This window comes from Paenibacillus amylolyticus (genome assembly GCF_050990605.1).
GTDB lineage: Bacteria > Bacillota > Bacilli > Paenibacillales > Paenibacillaceae > Paenibacillus > Paenibacillus amylolyticus_H.
Window position 1 is genome coordinate 1964048 of the sequence record NZ_CP158832.1, and the last position, 17228, is coordinate 1981275.

9 protein-coding genes are annotated in these 17228 nt (G+C 43.7%); 7 read left to right on the forward strand and 2 right to left on the reverse strand.

Annotated features, from left to right (window positions below):
* The first annotated feature begins 28 nt into the window (after positions 1–28).
* Positions 29–7843, forward strand: a complete 7815-nt coding sequence (locus ABTV53_RS09065) for an immunoglobulin-like domain-containing protein (RefSeq protein WP_433752427.1) — start codon at positions 29–31, stop codon at positions 7841–7843.
* A gap of 119 nt (positions 7844–7962) precedes the next feature.
* On the opposite strand, the gene ABTV53_RS09070 is transcribed toward ABTV53_RS09065, so the two are convergent.
* On the reverse strand, positions 7963–8910 hold the full coding sequence (locus tag ABTV53_RS09070; RefSeq protein WP_433752429.1) for an FAD:protein FMN transferase: 948 nt from the start codon (positions 8908–8910) through the stop codon (positions 7963–7965).
* Between the two features lie 9 nt (positions 8911–8919).
* A complete protein-coding gene (locus ABTV53_RS09075) occupies positions 8920–9849 on the reverse strand; it encodes a LysR family transcriptional regulator (RefSeq protein ID WP_433752431.1) in 930 nt (309 codons plus the stop codon).
* Positions 9850–10029: 180 nt separating this feature from the next.
* Here ABTV53_RS09075 and ABTV53_RS09080 point away from each other — a divergent pair, with 180 nt between their 5' ends.
* The 6 genes from ABTV53_RS09080 (at position 10030) to ABTV53_RS09105 (ending at position 17169) form a co-directional block, all read left to right on the forward strand.
* A complete protein-coding gene (locus ABTV53_RS09080) occupies positions 10030–10644 on the forward strand; it encodes an NADPH-dependent FMN reductase (RefSeq protein WP_433754126.1) in 615 nt (204 codons plus the stop codon).
* 13 nt (positions 10645–10657) lie between these two features.
* On the forward strand, positions 10658–13108 hold the full coding sequence (locus tag ABTV53_RS09085; protein ID WP_433752432.1) for a flavocytochrome c: 2451 nt from the start codon (positions 10658–10660) through the stop codon (positions 13106–13108).
* Between the two features lie 266 nt (positions 13109–13374).
* Complete coding sequence (locus tag ABTV53_RS09090) at positions 13375–14184, forward strand: alpha/beta hydrolase (protein ID WP_433752434.1); 810 nt, start codon at positions 13375–13377, stop codon at positions 14182–14184.
* A gap of 46 nt (positions 14185–14230) precedes the next feature.
* Positions 14231–14758, forward strand: a complete 528-nt coding sequence (locus tag ABTV53_RS09095; RefSeq protein ID WP_433752436.1) for a MarR family winged helix-turn-helix transcriptional regulator — start codon at positions 14231–14233, stop codon at positions 14756–14758.
* A 113-nt stretch (positions 14759–14871) separates the two neighbouring features.
* A complete protein-coding gene (locus tag ABTV53_RS09100) occupies positions 14872–16212 on the forward strand; it encodes an FAD-binding oxidoreductase (RefSeq protein ID WP_433752437.1) in 1341 nt (446 codons plus the stop codon).
* A gap of 147 nt (positions 16213–16359) precedes the next feature.
* Positions 16360–17169: a helix-turn-helix transcriptional regulator gene (locus ABTV53_RS09105; RefSeq protein ID WP_433752438.1), complete on the forward strand. Its 810-nt coding sequence runs from the start codon at positions 16360–16362 to the stop codon at positions 17167–17169.
* The last annotated feature ends 59 nt before the right edge of the window (positions 17170–17228 follow it).

Genomic DNA, 17228 nt, shown 5'->3' on the forward strand with positions numbered 1-17228 from the left:
CTGAATATTAAACGAAGGGGAGAATGCTATGCGAAAGCGAATTACAATCATAACGTTAGCTTTACTTTTGACCTTCAGTAACTGTTTAAGACTTGTCACGCCATTTGACAATCAAGCTTCAGCGGACCCTATAACACCAACGATGTTGGCGCATTATCCACTGCTTGAGGATGTACAGGATATATCAGGTAATGAAAAGCATGGAACGGCTGTAGGAAACATTACGTATGCTGATGGTCTCACTCTACCTGGGGGAACAGATAGTAATACGAACTACGTTCAGCTTCCTACTGGTTTGTTTGATCATCAAGAAAATACAACGATTTCTGTATGGATCAAGAGCAACACGGGGAGCGGGAACTACTCCGCATTATTCTACGGTACGCCAGCAGCTGGCAATAACTTGCCAACGAATTACTGGATGTTGAATCCATCGAATCCAAGTGGTGATTTTAAATCAGTATTTACGAATAGCAATAATGTTGACCAGCCTTGGACGACTGAGGTAGGCGTATCAGGCACTTCAACGTCACAGTACGGAGGTCAATGGGTTCACTATACAACGGTCATTACAGAACGCTCTATTACAGGTTACATTAACGGGGTTAGTGTAGGCATGGCCGACAAAGAGAAGACAACAGCAAGCTTTGGTACGGATTTGCAAGCTTACATTGGTCGCTCCAATTATCTAGGGGATGCTACTTTTGCAGGCAGCTTTCAAGATTTAAGAATTTACGGAGAGGCACTAAGTGGTGAAGATATTGCTGGTGTATATCAACAATCGCTCGATGAAAAGCAAGTACAACAAGGCAAAATAGAGCTAACGTTAGGTGATATATCTGCCGTGACAGAATCTCTTGCACTTCCTTCTACCAATAAGTATGGCGCATCGATATCATGGACTTCCAGTGATGAAAGTGCTGTTAGTGCAACTGGGGAAGTGACCTTACGAGAAACGGAGCAACAAGTGACGTTAACTGCAACCATTTCTCTAGGTGGAAGCCAGGCAACGAAGGAGTTCATCATTACCTTACTGCCTAAGGATGCCTCTATAGAGCAGACTACCGTTCAAGACAAGTTGCTAAACGATGATCTGCTTCTTCATTACAACATGAAAACGACTGCAGAAGTAGACGGTCAACTCGTGCTAAAGGATGTGGCCAACAAGGCAGTTACATTTGATGGGATATTTAAAAATCCAAATAATGGACAATTCATTTCAAATCGTGAAGTTGGCTTTATTTCCTTCAATGGTGGAAGCTCTACATCGAATAGTGGATATGTTGAGATTCCTAAGGGGTCCAATGGACTAGATCTTTTAGAAGGTCTGAATGAGATTACCGTATCTTCCATCGTGAACTGGACGAATGATGGTACAAATCGCTGGATTTTCGGTTTGGGTACGGTGTTAACACCGGAAACGAACAAATATTTTTTCGTAACCCCACGTCACGGTAGTGGATCAGGTAATATGATCGCAACAGGTATCTCCAAAAATGGCTGGCCGAATGAAGCATTAGTTACAGGTGGCGCAAACTCCAACCTGATCGGTGGACAGTGGAAACATGTGACGGTGTCCTTATCCGAAGCTAGCAACAGGATCACGTTATTCGTTGATGGAAATAAGGTTGCTTCTGGTAATGCGAATGGACTAAAGCTGTCAGACATTATTAATCCGGATGCTACGTTCTCTGGTTTTATCGGTAAGTCCATCTTCTCGAATGATCCGTATCTTCAAGGTAGCGTGGCTGATTTCCGAGTATATGATCGTGCGTTGACGGAGCAAGAAATGGGCGAGTTATATCAACAACAAGAAGCAGCAACTCACATCTCGCGAATACGTCAGCTTACTGTTGATGATGCAGCGAATCAACTTAGCATAGATCGTTACTTAGACGAAGCAGATCAGAGTGCTGACAAGATAACGAGAAATGTTAACTTACCGACAAGCGGTAAAAACGGCGTAAACATCACTTGGAGTTCCAGCCATCCTACGGTTATCTCTGACAGTGGTACTGTAGAACGGCCAAATGCTCAATCCAGTGATGTTCAAGCAGAGCTTACGGCCACTTTAACGTATCAAGGAGTATCTACAAAGGCTATATTCCCTGTTACGATCTTGAAGCAATTCGATGACGAGCAGAAGGTTGATCTGGATGCTGAACAATTAGAGATTTACAATGCGGACAACGTAAAAGGTAACGTACGTCTTGTAACTACAGGTGAACAAGGCTCCAGCATTACATGGACATCTAGCAGACCGACGGTTGTTAAAGGAACGGCTGAAGCGGCTGGTAACTCTACACAGTTAGGCTGGGTAAGCCGTCAAGCTACGGATATACCCGTTACGCTAATCGCTACAATTACGAATGGTACAGCTTCTAAAGAGCGTACTTTTAACGTCACGATTAAAAAAGCAGCTGCGCCAGTACAGCCTGATGCGTACTTCTTTGCGTACTTTACAGGTGAATATGAGGGTGGGGAAGAGATCTCCTTCGCTACAGCTGAAGATCCATTGTTCTGGAAAGCGCTGAATAATGGGAAGTCGATCCTTCAATCGGATATGGGTGAAAAAGGACTTCGTGATCCATTCGTTATTCGGTCAGCAGAAGGTGATAAATTCTATATGCTGGCAACCGATTTGAAAATGGGTGAAAGTACCAATTTCGACCAGGCTCAAATTACGGGCAGTCATTACATGATGGTTTGGGAGTCAGAGGATCTCGTTAACTGGAGCGAGCAGCGAATGATCAAGGTTGCTCCCAAGACGGGAGGAAATACGTGGGCACCAGAAGCGATCTATGATCCGGTAACTGGAGAGTATATCGTATTTTGGGCATCGTCGATGAAAAACACAGAGACATACGGTGATTATAACGGAAGACCGGAAGGTCAGTATAATGTGATGTACTACGCAACAACACGAGATTTCTACAACTTTTCAGAGCCAAAGGTCATGATTGATGAGTCACTTCCAACCATTGATACAACGTTTATTGAGCATGATCAGATGTTGTATCGCTTCACCAAATCAGAAGTGAATACGAAAGTGTATGTGGAGAAAGCACCAACTTTCTATTATGACAAGGATGGTATTGCTGCAAACGGCCTTCAATACGAAGCTGTTCCGGGTACACGTGATCATAAACTTGGCTTGATCGGAAAAAATGGAAATAACGAAGGGCAAACGATTTTTAAAGATATTCATAAAGACAAATGGTATCTGTTCCTTGATTCATGGCCATATCATGTACGATATACTACAGATCTCGATAGTAGTACGCAATATATGAACAATGTGTTAAGTAGTGATCAATATGCACTTCCGCCAGGACCACGACATGGAACGGTGATTCCAATCACACGTGCAGAGTATAATGCTCTGCAAGAGAAGTATGCATTGCAAGGACCAGCACCATCATCAGACCCGGTTGTACATTACTCATTTGATGCAGATACAGTGAATGGTACAACGCTGAACGACATTTCGGGGAGTGGCCATCATGCGACACTGGTAGGTGGAGCAACGATTAATGAAGAGGATCGTATCGGTAAAACGGGTGGTGCACTAGAGCTTAATGGGTCAACAGGATATGTGAAGCTGCCAGATCACTTGATTCAATCCTTGAATCTGGAGAAGGCTACGTTCTCTACATGGGTTCAAATGGACCGAAATCAATCCAATCAAAGAATATTTGATTTTGCTTCCGAAACAGGTAGACAGGTAAATCGCAATACCATGTACTTGAGTACACAAGGGGATTCAGGTAGTTTAGAGTTTGCTGTCGTAACCCCTTTTACTGAGAAATTTAGCAATGACAGCACGAAACTAGGGTCAGATTATAAATATGCAGTGAGAAATTCTGGACTATTACCAACGAAGACTTGGCAACATGTTGCCATGACAATGGATGAATTTGATGCAGTCTTGTATGTAAATGGTCAAGAGGTTAAACGTAGCTCGACATTTAACGTGGAGCCGAGAATGTTACTGGAAACAACGATGAATTATATTGGTAAATCGAGAAACGGCTCTCATAGTCTATTTGATGGTAAATTGGATGATTTCCGTATTTATAATCGTGCATTATCCGGTGAAGAGATTGCAACATTAGCGGATGAAGACGTTACTCCTCCAGTAGAGCAGCCATCCGGGGCAGAGCTCATTCTACACTACGATATGAATGATATCGATGGTGCGAATGCGACGGTTATTGACCAAACAGGTAACTTCAACGGTAAATGGATGAATCCGTCTAAGGCAGAATGGATTCGTACAGAAGATGCTGGTGTGCTGAGCTTTACTGGTGGCACAACTAACTCTTATGTAGAGCTACCACCAGGAGTTCTCGATGGATTAACAGATATGACCGTTTCATCCATTGTGAACTGGAGCGGTAAAAACGCTGCGGAGTGGTTATATGCATTAGGAAGACCAGACAATAATACGCACTATACGTATTTCACACCACGTTATAACGCTAACGGTCTAGCTCGCCTAGGTATCGCGACGAATGCATGGAATAATGAGTCTTCAACTTCTACCACGGGCTTAAAGAACAATGAATGGAAAGTAGTTACGACTGTTGTTTCAGGTACAGATGGTACACTAACGCTTTATATTGATGGTGTTGCTGTTGCAGCAGGCTCAACGAATGGAATGACGCTAGAACAAATAAAAAATACTTTAGGCAGTAGTGGAACCATCGGTAAGTCATTCTATACAGCTGATCCATACTTCGGCGGGTTGATCGCAGACTTCCAAATCTATGATGGCGCGATGACGGCTGCAGATATTACATCACTTAAGGCTCGTGCGGATCAGAAGATTGCTAAAATGGAGGGCATGCTGGTAGCAGCTGCGACGGAGAAATTAACGATTCATGATCTTCTTGCTTCTAATGCATCAAAAGATACGATTATAAGCAATGTAACCTTGCCAACATCAGGTGCTTATGGCACAACAATAAGCTGGACTTCAGATAAGGGTAATGTCATCTCAACTACAGGTGCTGTAACCAGACCAGCTAACGCAACGGGTGATCAAGTTGTAACGTTAACAGCAGTATTTACAGATGGTACAGAGACAGTCAACAAAACTTTTCAGTTGACGGTTAAGGCATTACCGAACGATGCCACTGCTGTAGATGAAGCAAAAGCAGCACTAGTCGTTCATAACATTACTGATGTAAGAGGTCACATCTCATTACCTGCATCTGGACTATATGGAACAACGATTACGTGGGCTTCAGTTCAACCAAACATCGTTTCAGTGACTGGTGAAGTACAACGTCCGGCGCACGGTAGTGGAGATATAGACGTGAAGCTTACAGCTACGATTAAGTTAAATTCAGCATCCACTACGAAGGAATTTATTGCGAAGGTCAAGGAACGGCCAGCTGATGAAAATTATGCGGGATACTTCTTCACATATTTCACTGGAGAAGGTACTTCAACAGGCGAGCAAGTTCACTTTGCACTAAGTAACGGCAATGATCCGTTGAACTGGCGAGAATTGAATGATGGTAAACCTGTATTGACCTCTACCTTAGGGGAGAAAGGGGTACGTGATCCGTTCATTATTCGTTCGCCTGAAGGTGACAAGTTCTACATGATCGCTACCGATCTGAAAATTAACGGCAATGGTAACTGGGGGAGAGCACAGACATGGGGCAGTCGTTCCATTATGGTGTGGGAATCGAATGATCTGGTCAACTGGACAGATCAACGCATGGTAGAGGTTGCACCGGAAGAAGCGGGTAATACATGGGCACCAGAAATTATGTATGACAAGACAACAGGTGAATATATCGTGTTCTGGGCATCAAGAATGTTTGATGATGCATCCCATACAGGCAGTGCATATCAAAAAATGATGTATAGCAAGACTAGAGATTTCTATACGTTTACTGAACCGCAAGTATATTTGGATTATGGATATTCCATCATTGACACAACGATGATTGAGCATGATGGAAAAGTGTATCGTTTTACGAAGGATGAGCAAGACAATGGAGCTTCTACTCCATTTGGCAAGATGATCTTTCAAGAGGTGGGTGACTCGATCCTAGATCCAAGCTTCAAGATGATTAATCAAGGTGTGGGTAACATCAAATGGGTTGAGGGTCCAACGATCTTCAAATCGAATACAGATGAAAAATGGTATTTATTCGTAGATGAGTTTGGTGGAAGAGGTTATGTTCCATTCGAGACAACCAATCTTGCATCAGGTGTCTGGACATTATCTTCTAACTACAACTTACCCGCTAGTCCTCGTCACGGAACGGTAATTCCAATTACACAAAGTGAGTATGATGCACTCAGTGGGAAGAACGTAACGGTTAGCGGAATTAGCTTGGACAAAACGACATTGTCCATCGTAGAAGGTCAATCAGGGCAATTGACAGCTACCGTATTACCAGCTAATGCAACGAAAAAAGCAGTAAGATGGAGTTCCAGTAATCCAGCTGTGGCCACAGTAAGTGCGACAGGTCAAGTAAAAGCTGTGGCACCAGGAACAGCAAGCATTACAGTAACTACAGTAGATGGCGGGTTATCATCCAGCGCTACGGTAACGGTAACACCATCGATTGATGGGATACCACAAGCACCAAGCAGTGGGGATGGAAGTGGTGGCGGTAAAATCCCTGCACCTACAGCCCCACCAACTCCAGGTGGAAGTGAGCCAGTAGTCACGGACAACGGTCAAATAAACATTAAGCCAGTCGTAAGTGATAGCGGTGCTTCTAACGTGAAGTTAAGTGCGGATACGGTGAAGCGTGCGCTTGATCAAACGACAGGCGGTGAGCTGCGGGTGCGAGTCGAAGCTGATGAAAGCTTGAACGGGCTAATGATTGAGCTAGCAGTAGATCCGCGTTTAACAAGTGGATCTTCTACGGTAGATCGCATCGAGATCAACACAGGCTCTGCAGTTGTAACCGTGGCAACCGAACTGCTCGGAACAGGAACAAGAGCGGGGAAAACGTTAGGATTGTCGATTAAGAAAATAACAGCTAATCAACTGCCAGCTAGTGCACAAGCTGGGCTAACCGGTGAGGTCGTATACGATATCGAGCTAACGATGGATGGTAAGAAACTTACGGAGTTTGATGGCAGAGATGATCTCGTGATTGCATTGCCATACACATTAAAGGCTTCCGAAAATCCAAACAACGTCATTGTATACGATGTGAAGGACAACGGTGAGCTAAGAGTGGTGACGAATGGTAAATTCAATGCAGCGACAGGAAAAGTAGAGTTCAAGCCAACGTATCCAGGCAAGTATACGGTAGCTTATGTTGCAACGAGCTTTAAGGATGTGACCCAAGACTGGGCGAAGGAGGCGATCTCGGGATTGGGAGCAAGAGGTATTGTGAAGGGTATAGGCGACGGCGAGTTTAATCCAAATGGTCAAGTGACAAGAGCAGAATTCATCACCATGCTGATGAATATGTTGGAGTTATCGGATGAGAGAGCATCGACAAGTTTTAGTGATGTGAAGCAAGGAGAATGGTATCACGGAAATATCGCAACCGCGCAGAAGCTGGGGATTGTGAATGGGAAACCGGATGGAACATTCGGAGTTCATGAGAACATCACGCGAGAAGATATGGCGGTTATGGTATACAAGGCGATCCAAATGAAGCAACTAGCGTTAGCAAGTGGTGAAGCTACAGCCTTCAAGGATGAAGCAAACATCGCAAACTATGCAAAGCAAGCGGTAGAGGCAATTCAGAGAGCAGGCATCATAAACGGTGTAGGTAACGATGAGTTTGCACCAAAGAAAAATGCCAGCCGTGCAGAAGCAGCAGTGATGATCTATAAGGTGTTGGGTTTGAGGTAGACACGTTAGTATAGGGCAGTTGCTATTGATGTACTTTGATAATAAAGTTGGGCGGAAGAACTTTTTCCGTCCGCTTTTTGTCTGTTTAATCAGTGAGTAGGATGAAAGATGATATCCACTTATGTCGTAGGTCTGTTCACGGGATCAATTCTTCCTTGCAGATTGTTGGTGTAGGCCAGATCACCCTCAGTAGTGATGACGGCAGCCTCGATATGTTTCATTTGATTCACTTTATGAATAATGGAAAGCGCATCTAACCCGAATAATTCTGTCGTATAGATATCGCAGTCCAGCGATCGATCCGCAATAATCGTTAACGAAGCGATATTACTTTCGATGGGATAGCCAGTTCTGCTGTTAAATATATGATGGTACTGACTCCCTTCCTTCTCTAAAACTCTCTCGTATATTCCTGATGTAACAACGGATTGCTCCCGTATGCTAACGAGTGCTGCTGCATTTCCCCTAGGTAAAAAGGGATTTTGGATTCCAACCTTCCAGTGACTGGACCCGGTGGGAGAATCGCCATGAACCAAGACATTGCCGCCCATATCAACCATAGCAGAGCTAGCTCCATTTTCCTTGAAAAATGCCATCACTTGATCGGCAAAATAACCTTTAGCGATAGCTCCAAGGTCGATCTCCATGCCTTTTCTTAATAAATGTACCGTTTGCTGCTCATCATCGAGCTGTATACGTTCAGGATTCAAGAGCTCCAGCACCGCTTTAATCTCGGTATCCTCTGGCACCTGTGCCTCACGGAAACCAATTCTCCACAATTTGATCAAAGGCCCTATCGCAATATTTAAAAATGAATCTTTATTCAGGCTGTGTTCTTTGCCTATCTTAATAAGATCATACAGTTCCTTGTCTACTCTAAGCGGATGTGATGCGGCTTCTTTTTTTAGCATGGCAAGCTGCGAGTGCTCACTGTTGGCACTAAACACTTGTTCATAACGGACGAGCATATTCACTGCTTCCTCGGCAAGTTCTTCAGCATCTGTCCCCTCGGTATAGAGGGATATGTTGGTTCCCATGAGCGGTATCGTTCTCGTAAAAGATTTCATGATAGCCTCCTATATTGCACATTGTTGTCCGTGACTGAGAAAAGTATGGATGAGGTCATGATCCACGCTATTCAGCTTTTTTTCTCCATGATGGGCTATAAAATAATCCAGACTCATCTTCTCTAAAGGGATTCGATAGATGTTGTATTCCGAAGGGCACTCCTTGATATGGATACTTTCGGGCACAAAGGTCAGACCTAAATTATGCTTTGCCAGCTTCAGTACCGTGTAAATTTCTTTGCTCTCCATAACGATATTAGGCTGTACCTTGTAGACACTGAGCAATTGATCAATCTGTTTTCGGATTGCCGAACCCTTGGACGTTAGAATAAGCTGTTGATTCAAAATGGTGCTGATCTCAATCGTGCCCTCCGGGATGATTGCAACATTCTCTTGATATAATTCGCAGCAACGCGGAATAATGGCTTGGTAACTGTGCCTGCCCCAGTTAAAAGAGTTCAGGTTAGGGGAGATACTGCTTGAATTTTGCCCGATCCAGAAGTCCAGCTCATTATTTTGGAGACGTTTCTCATTTTTTTCAGGTAAATCCTCGACAAGATTAATTTGATAAGCAGGATGAAGCTCCAGAAAAGCTGGTAAAAAAAGGGGCGTTAAATAAGAACCAAGGCTCGGAAGAATGCCGATCCGTAACACTTTATTGCCGATATCCGATACATATGAGATTTCCCTCATAAGCTTGGCGTAGCTATGTTCGAGTGACGTTAGGTATTGATAATATATTTTCCCCTGCTCGGTTAATCGGTACGGAAGTTTGTTGCGAGTGATTAGCTCACAGCTCAACTCACTTTCGATTTTCTTGATAACCTTTGTGAGGTAGGGCTGAGATATGTAAAGGGATTGGGCAGCCCGGCTATAGTTACTGTATTTCAATAGGCTGTCAATGTAACACAAGATATCTTGAGATTCTAACTTAGACATGTTTCTCACCCTTTGTGAAAAAAGTAACAAACTTTGAATTTGAGGTGATTATAACAAATTAGTTATCAAACCGCAATGAATAACTATTAGATCATTTGAGCTTTGATATGTTAGAGTTATGCCGAAAGATCGAGTCTGACATGTACGAACATCATCTCGTATGACAGAGAGGGGATTATGATGAATTATTTAGCTATCGTAGGCACGAATTCGGATGTGTCCACAAACCGGATGTTACTTCAATTTATGCAAAAGCATTTTGCTAGTGAAGCCCAGATTGACTTGTTTGAAATTAAGGATTTGCCTGCTTTCATTGAAAAAGATGAATTAGAGGATGCTGAAGTTGATATTCCTGTGAAAATACAAGACTTATTAGATCAAATCTCTAAAGCGAAAGGTATCATTATCGCTACTCCTGAGTATGACCATGCGATCCCTGCCGTTCTGAAAAGTGCGCTGGAATGGATCAGCTACACCACTCAAACCTTGAAGGACAAACCTGTTCTGATTGTGGGTGCTTCACACGGCTCACTGGGTTCTTCCAGGGCACAAGCGCATCTTAGACAAATCCTGGATTCGCCTGAGCTTGGTGCAAGAATGATGCCTAGCAGCGAGTTTCTTTTGGGAAAATCACAGCGTGCATTTGATAGCAGTGGTAATCTCATGGACGCTGACAAAGTAGCGGAGCTGGAAGAAATCTTCAGGGAGTTTGTTTTGTTTACGGAGATCACCATGGAACTGCTGTCCAAAAGGACGTTGAAGAGAAAAACGAAAAAATTTTCCTGGCAAGAGTAGGGGGCTAATCACAATGAAAATCATAGCGATCGTTGGCACAAATGCAAAGAAATCGTATAATCGCAAACTGCTTCAGTTCATGCAAAAGCATTTTGAGTCCAGAGCAGCCATTGAAATCCTCGATATTACAGATGTTCCGATGTTTAATCAGTCCGATAACCAAACAAACAGTGCAATTATACAATCGTTTAATGAAAAAATTATCGCAAGTGATGGTGTTATTATAGCGACTCCAGAGTATAACCATTCCATCCCTTCATCCCTTAAGAGTCTGCTTGAATGGTTGAGCTTTGAAATCCATCCGCTGGCTGGAAAACCTGTGATGATCATTGGTGCGTCACAGGGAACACAAGGTTCCTCGCGTGCACAGCTGCATCTTCGTCAAATCCTGGATGCACCGGGTGTCGAAGCTAATGTGATGCCAGGGTATGAGTTTTTACTTGGAACTGCACATAAAGCATTTGACGAATCAGGTAAGCTGAACAATGAAGGAACGATTGATTTTCTGGAAACATGTTTCCTGCGGTTCCTTCGGTTTGCCAACATTTCAAATCAGCTCAACGAAGAAGAGGAGTTTACCTACAAACCCGGTGTGTATGAGATCAATGCCATAGGTCATAGTGGCAATCTTCCGATGAAGGTATCCTTTAGTGAAAGTAGAATTGAAAGCATCGATATCGATTCGAAGGGTGAAACTGAAGGCATCGCCGATGTTGTTTTTGTAAGAATTCCGAATAAAATCATTGAGGGACAGACGCTGAATGTAGATGCTCTCTCCGGTGCTTCTGAAACCAGTAATGCTGTCATCAATGGTGTAGCCAAAGCGGTTAAGCTTGCCGGAGTGAACTCTGACATCCTGAAAAGACGTGCAAAACCTGCCAGCAGCCAGATGAGGGATGACGAAGAATACACTTGCGATGTGGTCGTTGTAGGTGGAGGTGGCGCAGGACTAAGTGCAGCTGCTACAGCTTTACAGTATGGAGCAAGTGCGATTGTACTTGAGAAGTATCCTGCTGTTGGGGGAAACACGATCCGTTCAGGTGGTCCTGTCAATGCTGCAGATCCAGCATGGCAACAACAGTTTAGCGAGAATCCAGGGGAAAGACAGACGATTGAGAATTTATTGAGTACCGATGAGAGCTTGATCCATCCGGAATATATCGATGATTTCCATGCACTCAAAGAAGAGTTTACTGCGTATCAGGAAAAGTTCGGCACAGAAAAGGCTTATTTATTCGACTCACCACTTCTTCATAGAATGCAAACGTATTTCGGGGGCAAACGAACGGACCTGAATGGAAACATGATCTATGGACAGTACGATCTGGTTAAAGTACTTACAGACCATGCCTTGGAAAGTGTGCAATGGCTTGAGGATATCGGTGTTGAATACGATAAAAGCATCGTGTTTGCTCCAGTAGGTGCCCTTTGGCGCCGTGGTCATAAACCAGTCAAAAGTTATGGCTCTGCCTTTATCATTGCACTTAGCAAATATGTTGAAGACAATAGAGGGAAAATTATTACAGATAGCCCGGTCAAACAATTGATCATCGAAGATGGAAAAATAACAGGTGTTATCGCAACAGGTGTCAATGGTCAGAAAATCACCATTCATGCGAAAGCGGTTGTGCTTGCTAGTGGTGGTTTTGGTGCAAATACACAGATGCTCAAGGAATATAACACGTACTGGAGCCATATTGACGATGATATCAAAACAACAAATTCCTATGCGATGACTGGTGATGGAATATCGCTCGGCAAGAGTGCAGGAGCAGCGCTTACAGGCATGGGCTTCACTCAAATGATGCCTGTAGCTGACCCGGATACGGGCGAGCTGTTCAGTGGACTGCAAGTACCGCCTGAAAACTTTGTCATTGTTAATAAAAAGGGAGAACGATTTGTTAATGAATTCTCTGGACGAGATGTATTAACAAAAGCGGCTATCGAGCAGGGAAGTTTATTTTACCTGATTGCGGATGACGAGATCAAGAAAACCGCAGCAAATACAAGCCAGGAAAAGATAGACCGTCAAGTCGAAGCAGGTACCTTGTTCAGAGCCGATACGATAGAAGAACTGGCCGTGAAAATCAATATGGAACCTGAAGTTCTTAGAACTACGATTGATAAGTATAACTCATATGTGGATGCGGGCTTTGATCCCGAGTTCCATAAGGATACGTTTAGCTTAAAAGTCGAGAAGTCTCCATTCTATGCTACGCCTAGAAAACCTGCGGTTCACCATACGATGGGCGGAATTAAGATCGACACCCAAACTCGTGTATTGGATGAAAACGGTCAGCCGATTGCACATCTGTATGCCGCTGGGGAAGTTGCAGGAGGTATACATGCAGGCAACCGTTTAGGCGGTAATGCTTTGACTGACATATTTACTTTTGGACGAATTGCTGGTAAGACGGCTGTGGAAGAAATGAATGATGTAGAGAATATAAACAAAGAAATATAGATTATTCATGACCATTTTAAGCTGTAAATCTAAATAACCCGGTAAACACAAGGATATCCTAGTGTTTCTCGGGTTATTTCTAATTCATAGAGATTATGAAAACGCTTTAAAATTACTGTAGACAACAGCCATGTCGGATGATATATTGTTTCTGTAAGAAACAATATTATTTTTGTTGATGACTATAATATGCGTGTTCATGGTAGGCCGGAGGAAATAATCTCTCAGAGCTTAAGCTTGGACATCACAAAAAGGACGGGAAAACGATGACTAAAATCGAGACAATGATTCAATCCTTTGACGGTACACAGCTTTATTTCAGCAAGGATACAGTGGAAAATGCAAAAGCCGCTGTCGTTATTGTACACGGACTCGCTGAGCATGCAGGCCGCTACGATTATGTGACAGAGAAGCTGAGCCAGCGCGGATTTAACGTATATCGGTTTGACCATCGCGGTCATGCCAGATCGGAAGGACAGCGTACGTTCTACAACGATTTCCACCAGATTATAGAAGATGTCAATGTTGTGATGGAGACGGCATTGCAAGAGAGCGGTGATCTTCCGCTGTTTGTTATCGGACATAGTATGGGCGGTTTTGCAACCTCGTCCTTTGGAACGAAATATCCAGGCAAGGTTAAAGGCATCGTGTTATCCGGAGCGCTCACTCGTTACAATACAAAAGTTGCCGGAGAACTGCCGATGGATCTTCCTACAGGCACGTATTTCCCGAATGAGTTGGGCAGTGGCGTATGCAGTGATCCCGCAGTTGTATCCGCTTACGCGAATGACCCGCTGGTTGAAAAGCAAATCTCTGTAGATTTATTTAACAGTTTGGGAAATGGCATAACATGGCTCAAGGAGAACGCCAAGCAGTTTACAGATCCCGTGCTTGTACTGCATGGAGCAAATGATGGACTGGTCAGCGAAAAGGATTCCCGTGACTTTTACGGGGATATCGCTTCAACGGATAAAACACTCAAAATATATGCTCATCTGATGCATGAGATATTTAATGAAACGACTCGTGATGATGTTATTGAAGAAGCAATTACATGGATTGAAAAACGGATCTGATTTCAGTAGAGTAAGAGAGAGAATCTGAATATGAAAGGGATTACTCATGAAATTAGATTGGATGGGCGACCATCGGGAACTGATTGAGAAAATTATCAAATATGGTAATGCGTACTCAAACACCTATAAGCTGCAGCGAAGTTATGGTACAGACATGATGTTCTCGGCTTCACAGATTCAGACGCTGGAATACATTCTGGAAGCCGAGGACAAGGAAGAGAAGATGTCGGAAATGGCCGCACGTCTGGGCGTAAGCCGCAGTACATTTTCCAAGAACGTGAAGAATCTGACGGAAAAAGGTCTGCTCGAAAAATTTCATTTAAGCGGCAACCGCAAAGACATATACGTCAAACCTTCAGCGAAAGGGCGCAAGGTATATACGAAGTATACCGAATTTGTAAAGGAGCTTTGCTTTGATGAGATTTTCAAGTATGCAGATCAGATTTCAGAAGCGGATAAGCAGAATTTTGTTCGCATCATGGATTTGTTTGCCGACGTGCTCGTCTGGTATGGTGAAAAAGAACAGGAATCGCGTAAGTTAATCAGAATTGATTCTGATTCGGGCAGCGACTAGAACTTTGAAATTAAAGGCACCAGCCCATTCCCTCCGCGAATGTCCGTCATACAGTATAAAGTGCTTGATGCAGTAGAGGCTGTAGGACAATTATTCAGCAGGGAGTGGGACGTGTGAAATCGTCAACAAAGCTTACCGGACGGGTTATTTACAAAGGTGATCCAGGATATGAAGCGGCGCGCAAGAACTGGGACCCGCATACGGACAGATTTCCTAAAGTATTTGTTTTTGCTCAGAAAACAAAAGATGTATCCAATGCTATCCGCTGGGCCCGTGAAAACAATGTGCCAATCAGGCCGCGGAGCGGCAGACATGCACTTGAAGTGAACCTTTCACAGGTTAACGGCGGCATCGTGATTGATGTGAGTGATCTGAATTCCATCAAGCTTGATAAAAAAAATGGAACGGTTGTTGTTGGAACAGGAAACCGAGTGGGAAGAATTGCGAATACCCTTGCCAAGCAAGGTTTCATAGCTCCTTTTGGTGATAGCCCTACTGTAGGGATCGGTGGAATTACATTAGGTGGGGGAATTGGGCCTCTCCAGCGTACCATTGGTCTCATCAGTGATAATCTGCTTGAGGTAGAGATGGTGGACGCCAAAGGAAAAGTCATTCGGGCCAATAAAAATTGTAATGCAGATCTCTTTTGGGCCTCGCGGGGAGGAGGCGGTGGTAACTTCGGAGTATACACCCGCTACAAATTCAAAGTGCGCCGTGCTCCAGCGAAAGCGACTGTATTTAAGATCACCTGGCCATGGGCTCAATTCGAAAAGGTGCTCAAAGTATGGCAGAGGTGGGCTCCCTCTGTGGATACAAGACTGGGCAGCGAGTTGTCCATCGGACCGAAAAAGGGTGGCAATGTCGTCATGGAGGGGCTGTTCCTAGGGTCAAAAACAGAGGCACTCCGTCTATTGCAGCCGATTACAAGTGTTGGCACACCGACAAGTTCCATTGTTCGTTTGTTACCTTACACAGAAGTTGTGAAGTTCTTATTACAACCTGATCCGACCGAGACTCAACGGTATAGCAACCAGTTCTCGTCCGGTTTTGGACGAAAACCATTCCCCGACAAAGCCATTAAATCGATGCGCACATTTTTGGAGAACCTGGAAGAGGGGCCAGGCGGATTCTATTTCCTCAACTGGGGCGGAGCAGTAAGTCGCAAATCACCTAGATCAACCGCCTTCTTCTGGCGTAAAGAGAAGTTCTATGTGGAATGGACCAGTACGTGGCTCAAACCATCCCATGCCGCCAAAAATATCGCACTCGCTCGTAATACTCGCAAGAAATTGCAACCATACATTGTGGGTTCCTATATCAACGTTCCAGACCAAGGGATCAAGAATTCCGGTCCAGTGTACTATGGAGCCAACTATGCGAGACTGCGGAGAGTTAAAGCCAAGTATGACCCAAAAAATGTGTTTAACAATCCGCAAAGTATCACTCCGGCTTAACTTCTATAGTATGAATTAAGGAAATTTGAGGCGATCTTTTGTTATTGTGACAAGAGATCGCCTTTGTTGCGACCTAATCGTTAAGCATTTTCGGGTCCGCTCGACATCTTTACTATTTAAAATATGTAGACGGGAGCAGGTAGTACCATGATAGATGTAGATAAATTAGCTTCAATATTTGCAGAGAAGTCGTTTGGGATTGAGGGAATCAATCGATTGGTTCTACAGCCTAAAAGCATATTGCGTGAATATAGAACGTTAAAGCATGGATTCGTGTTTGTTATTCGAGGTGATGCCAGCATGTCCGTAAATGGAACGGTCTACGCATTACATCCAGGATCTGTTTTTCACGCGGCTCCAGGCATGCAATTGAACTCTCAGGTGAAGGGACAGTCCGAATACGAATATTACTCCCTTTTTTATAGTTTGGACAGGGTGGAGGAGGAAGATTGTATATCAGAGTGTTTTGCACATTTTGTATTGGACTCGGGAGAGAATCCAAGGGTCGTTGAATTATTGGTTATGCTGCAAGAACAGTTGTGCATCCAGGGAGGGGTCGGGAAACTTCGGGTGAAGGAACTGTTTATGAGCATCATGGTGCAGATGTTAACTGGTTGTAAACAACGTCAAAATGCAACCTCTTCGACTGAAAAGATGATAGAGGACGCCATTTCTTATATTCATGGACATTATATGAACCCACTGACACTTGATGGACTTGCGAAGCTGTATGGTATGAATACTAAGCGATTCTCCTATTTGTTTCACAAATATACGGGGGTTCGTCCAATCGACTATGTCATTCATTATCGCATGGAGAGAGCGAGCGAGCTACTGAGGTCAGGTAGTTATCTTGTTCGGGACGTTGCAATCAGTGTAGGTTATACCAATCCATTGTATTTTAGCCGGGTTTTTAAACATAAATTTGGTGTTTCTCCATCGGAATATGCTCAATAAGTAGATAATCCTACATACTGGATTAGTTATTTGTGTATTCGCATTTCTGCTCATTCTTG

Bases quoted from the DNA above. Each gene is read 5' to 3' on its own strand.
- ABTV53_RS09065 (WP_433752427.1), top strand. From the start codon at position 29: ATGCGAAAGCGAATTACAATCATAACGTTAGCTTTACTTTTGACCTTC.
- ABTV53_RS09070 (WP_433752429.1), bottom strand. From the start codon at position 8,910: ATGAAATCTTTTACGAGAACGATACCGCTCATGGGAACCAACATATCC.
- ABTV53_RS09075 (WP_433752431.1), bottom strand. From the start codon at position 9,849: ATGTCTAAGTTAGAATCTCAAGATATCTTGTGTTACATTGACAGCCTA.
- ABTV53_RS09080 (WP_433754126.1), top strand. From the start codon at position 10,030: ATGAATTATTTAGCTATCGTAGGCACGAATTCGGATGTGTCCACAAAC.
- ABTV53_RS09085 (WP_433752432.1), top strand. From the start codon at position 10,658: ATGAAAATCATAGCGATCGTTGGCACAAATGCAAAGAAATCGTATAAT.
- ABTV53_RS09090 (WP_433752434.1), top strand. From the start codon at position 13,375: ATGACTAAAATCGAGACAATGATTCAATCCTTTGACGGTACACAGCTT.
- ABTV53_RS09095 (WP_433752436.1), top strand. From the start codon at position 14,231: ATGAAATTAGATTGGATGGGCGACCATCGGGAACTGATTGAGAAAATT.
- ABTV53_RS09105 (WP_433752438.1), top strand. From the start codon at position 16,360: ATGATAGATGTAGATAAATTAGCTTCAATATTTGCAGAGAAGTCGTTT.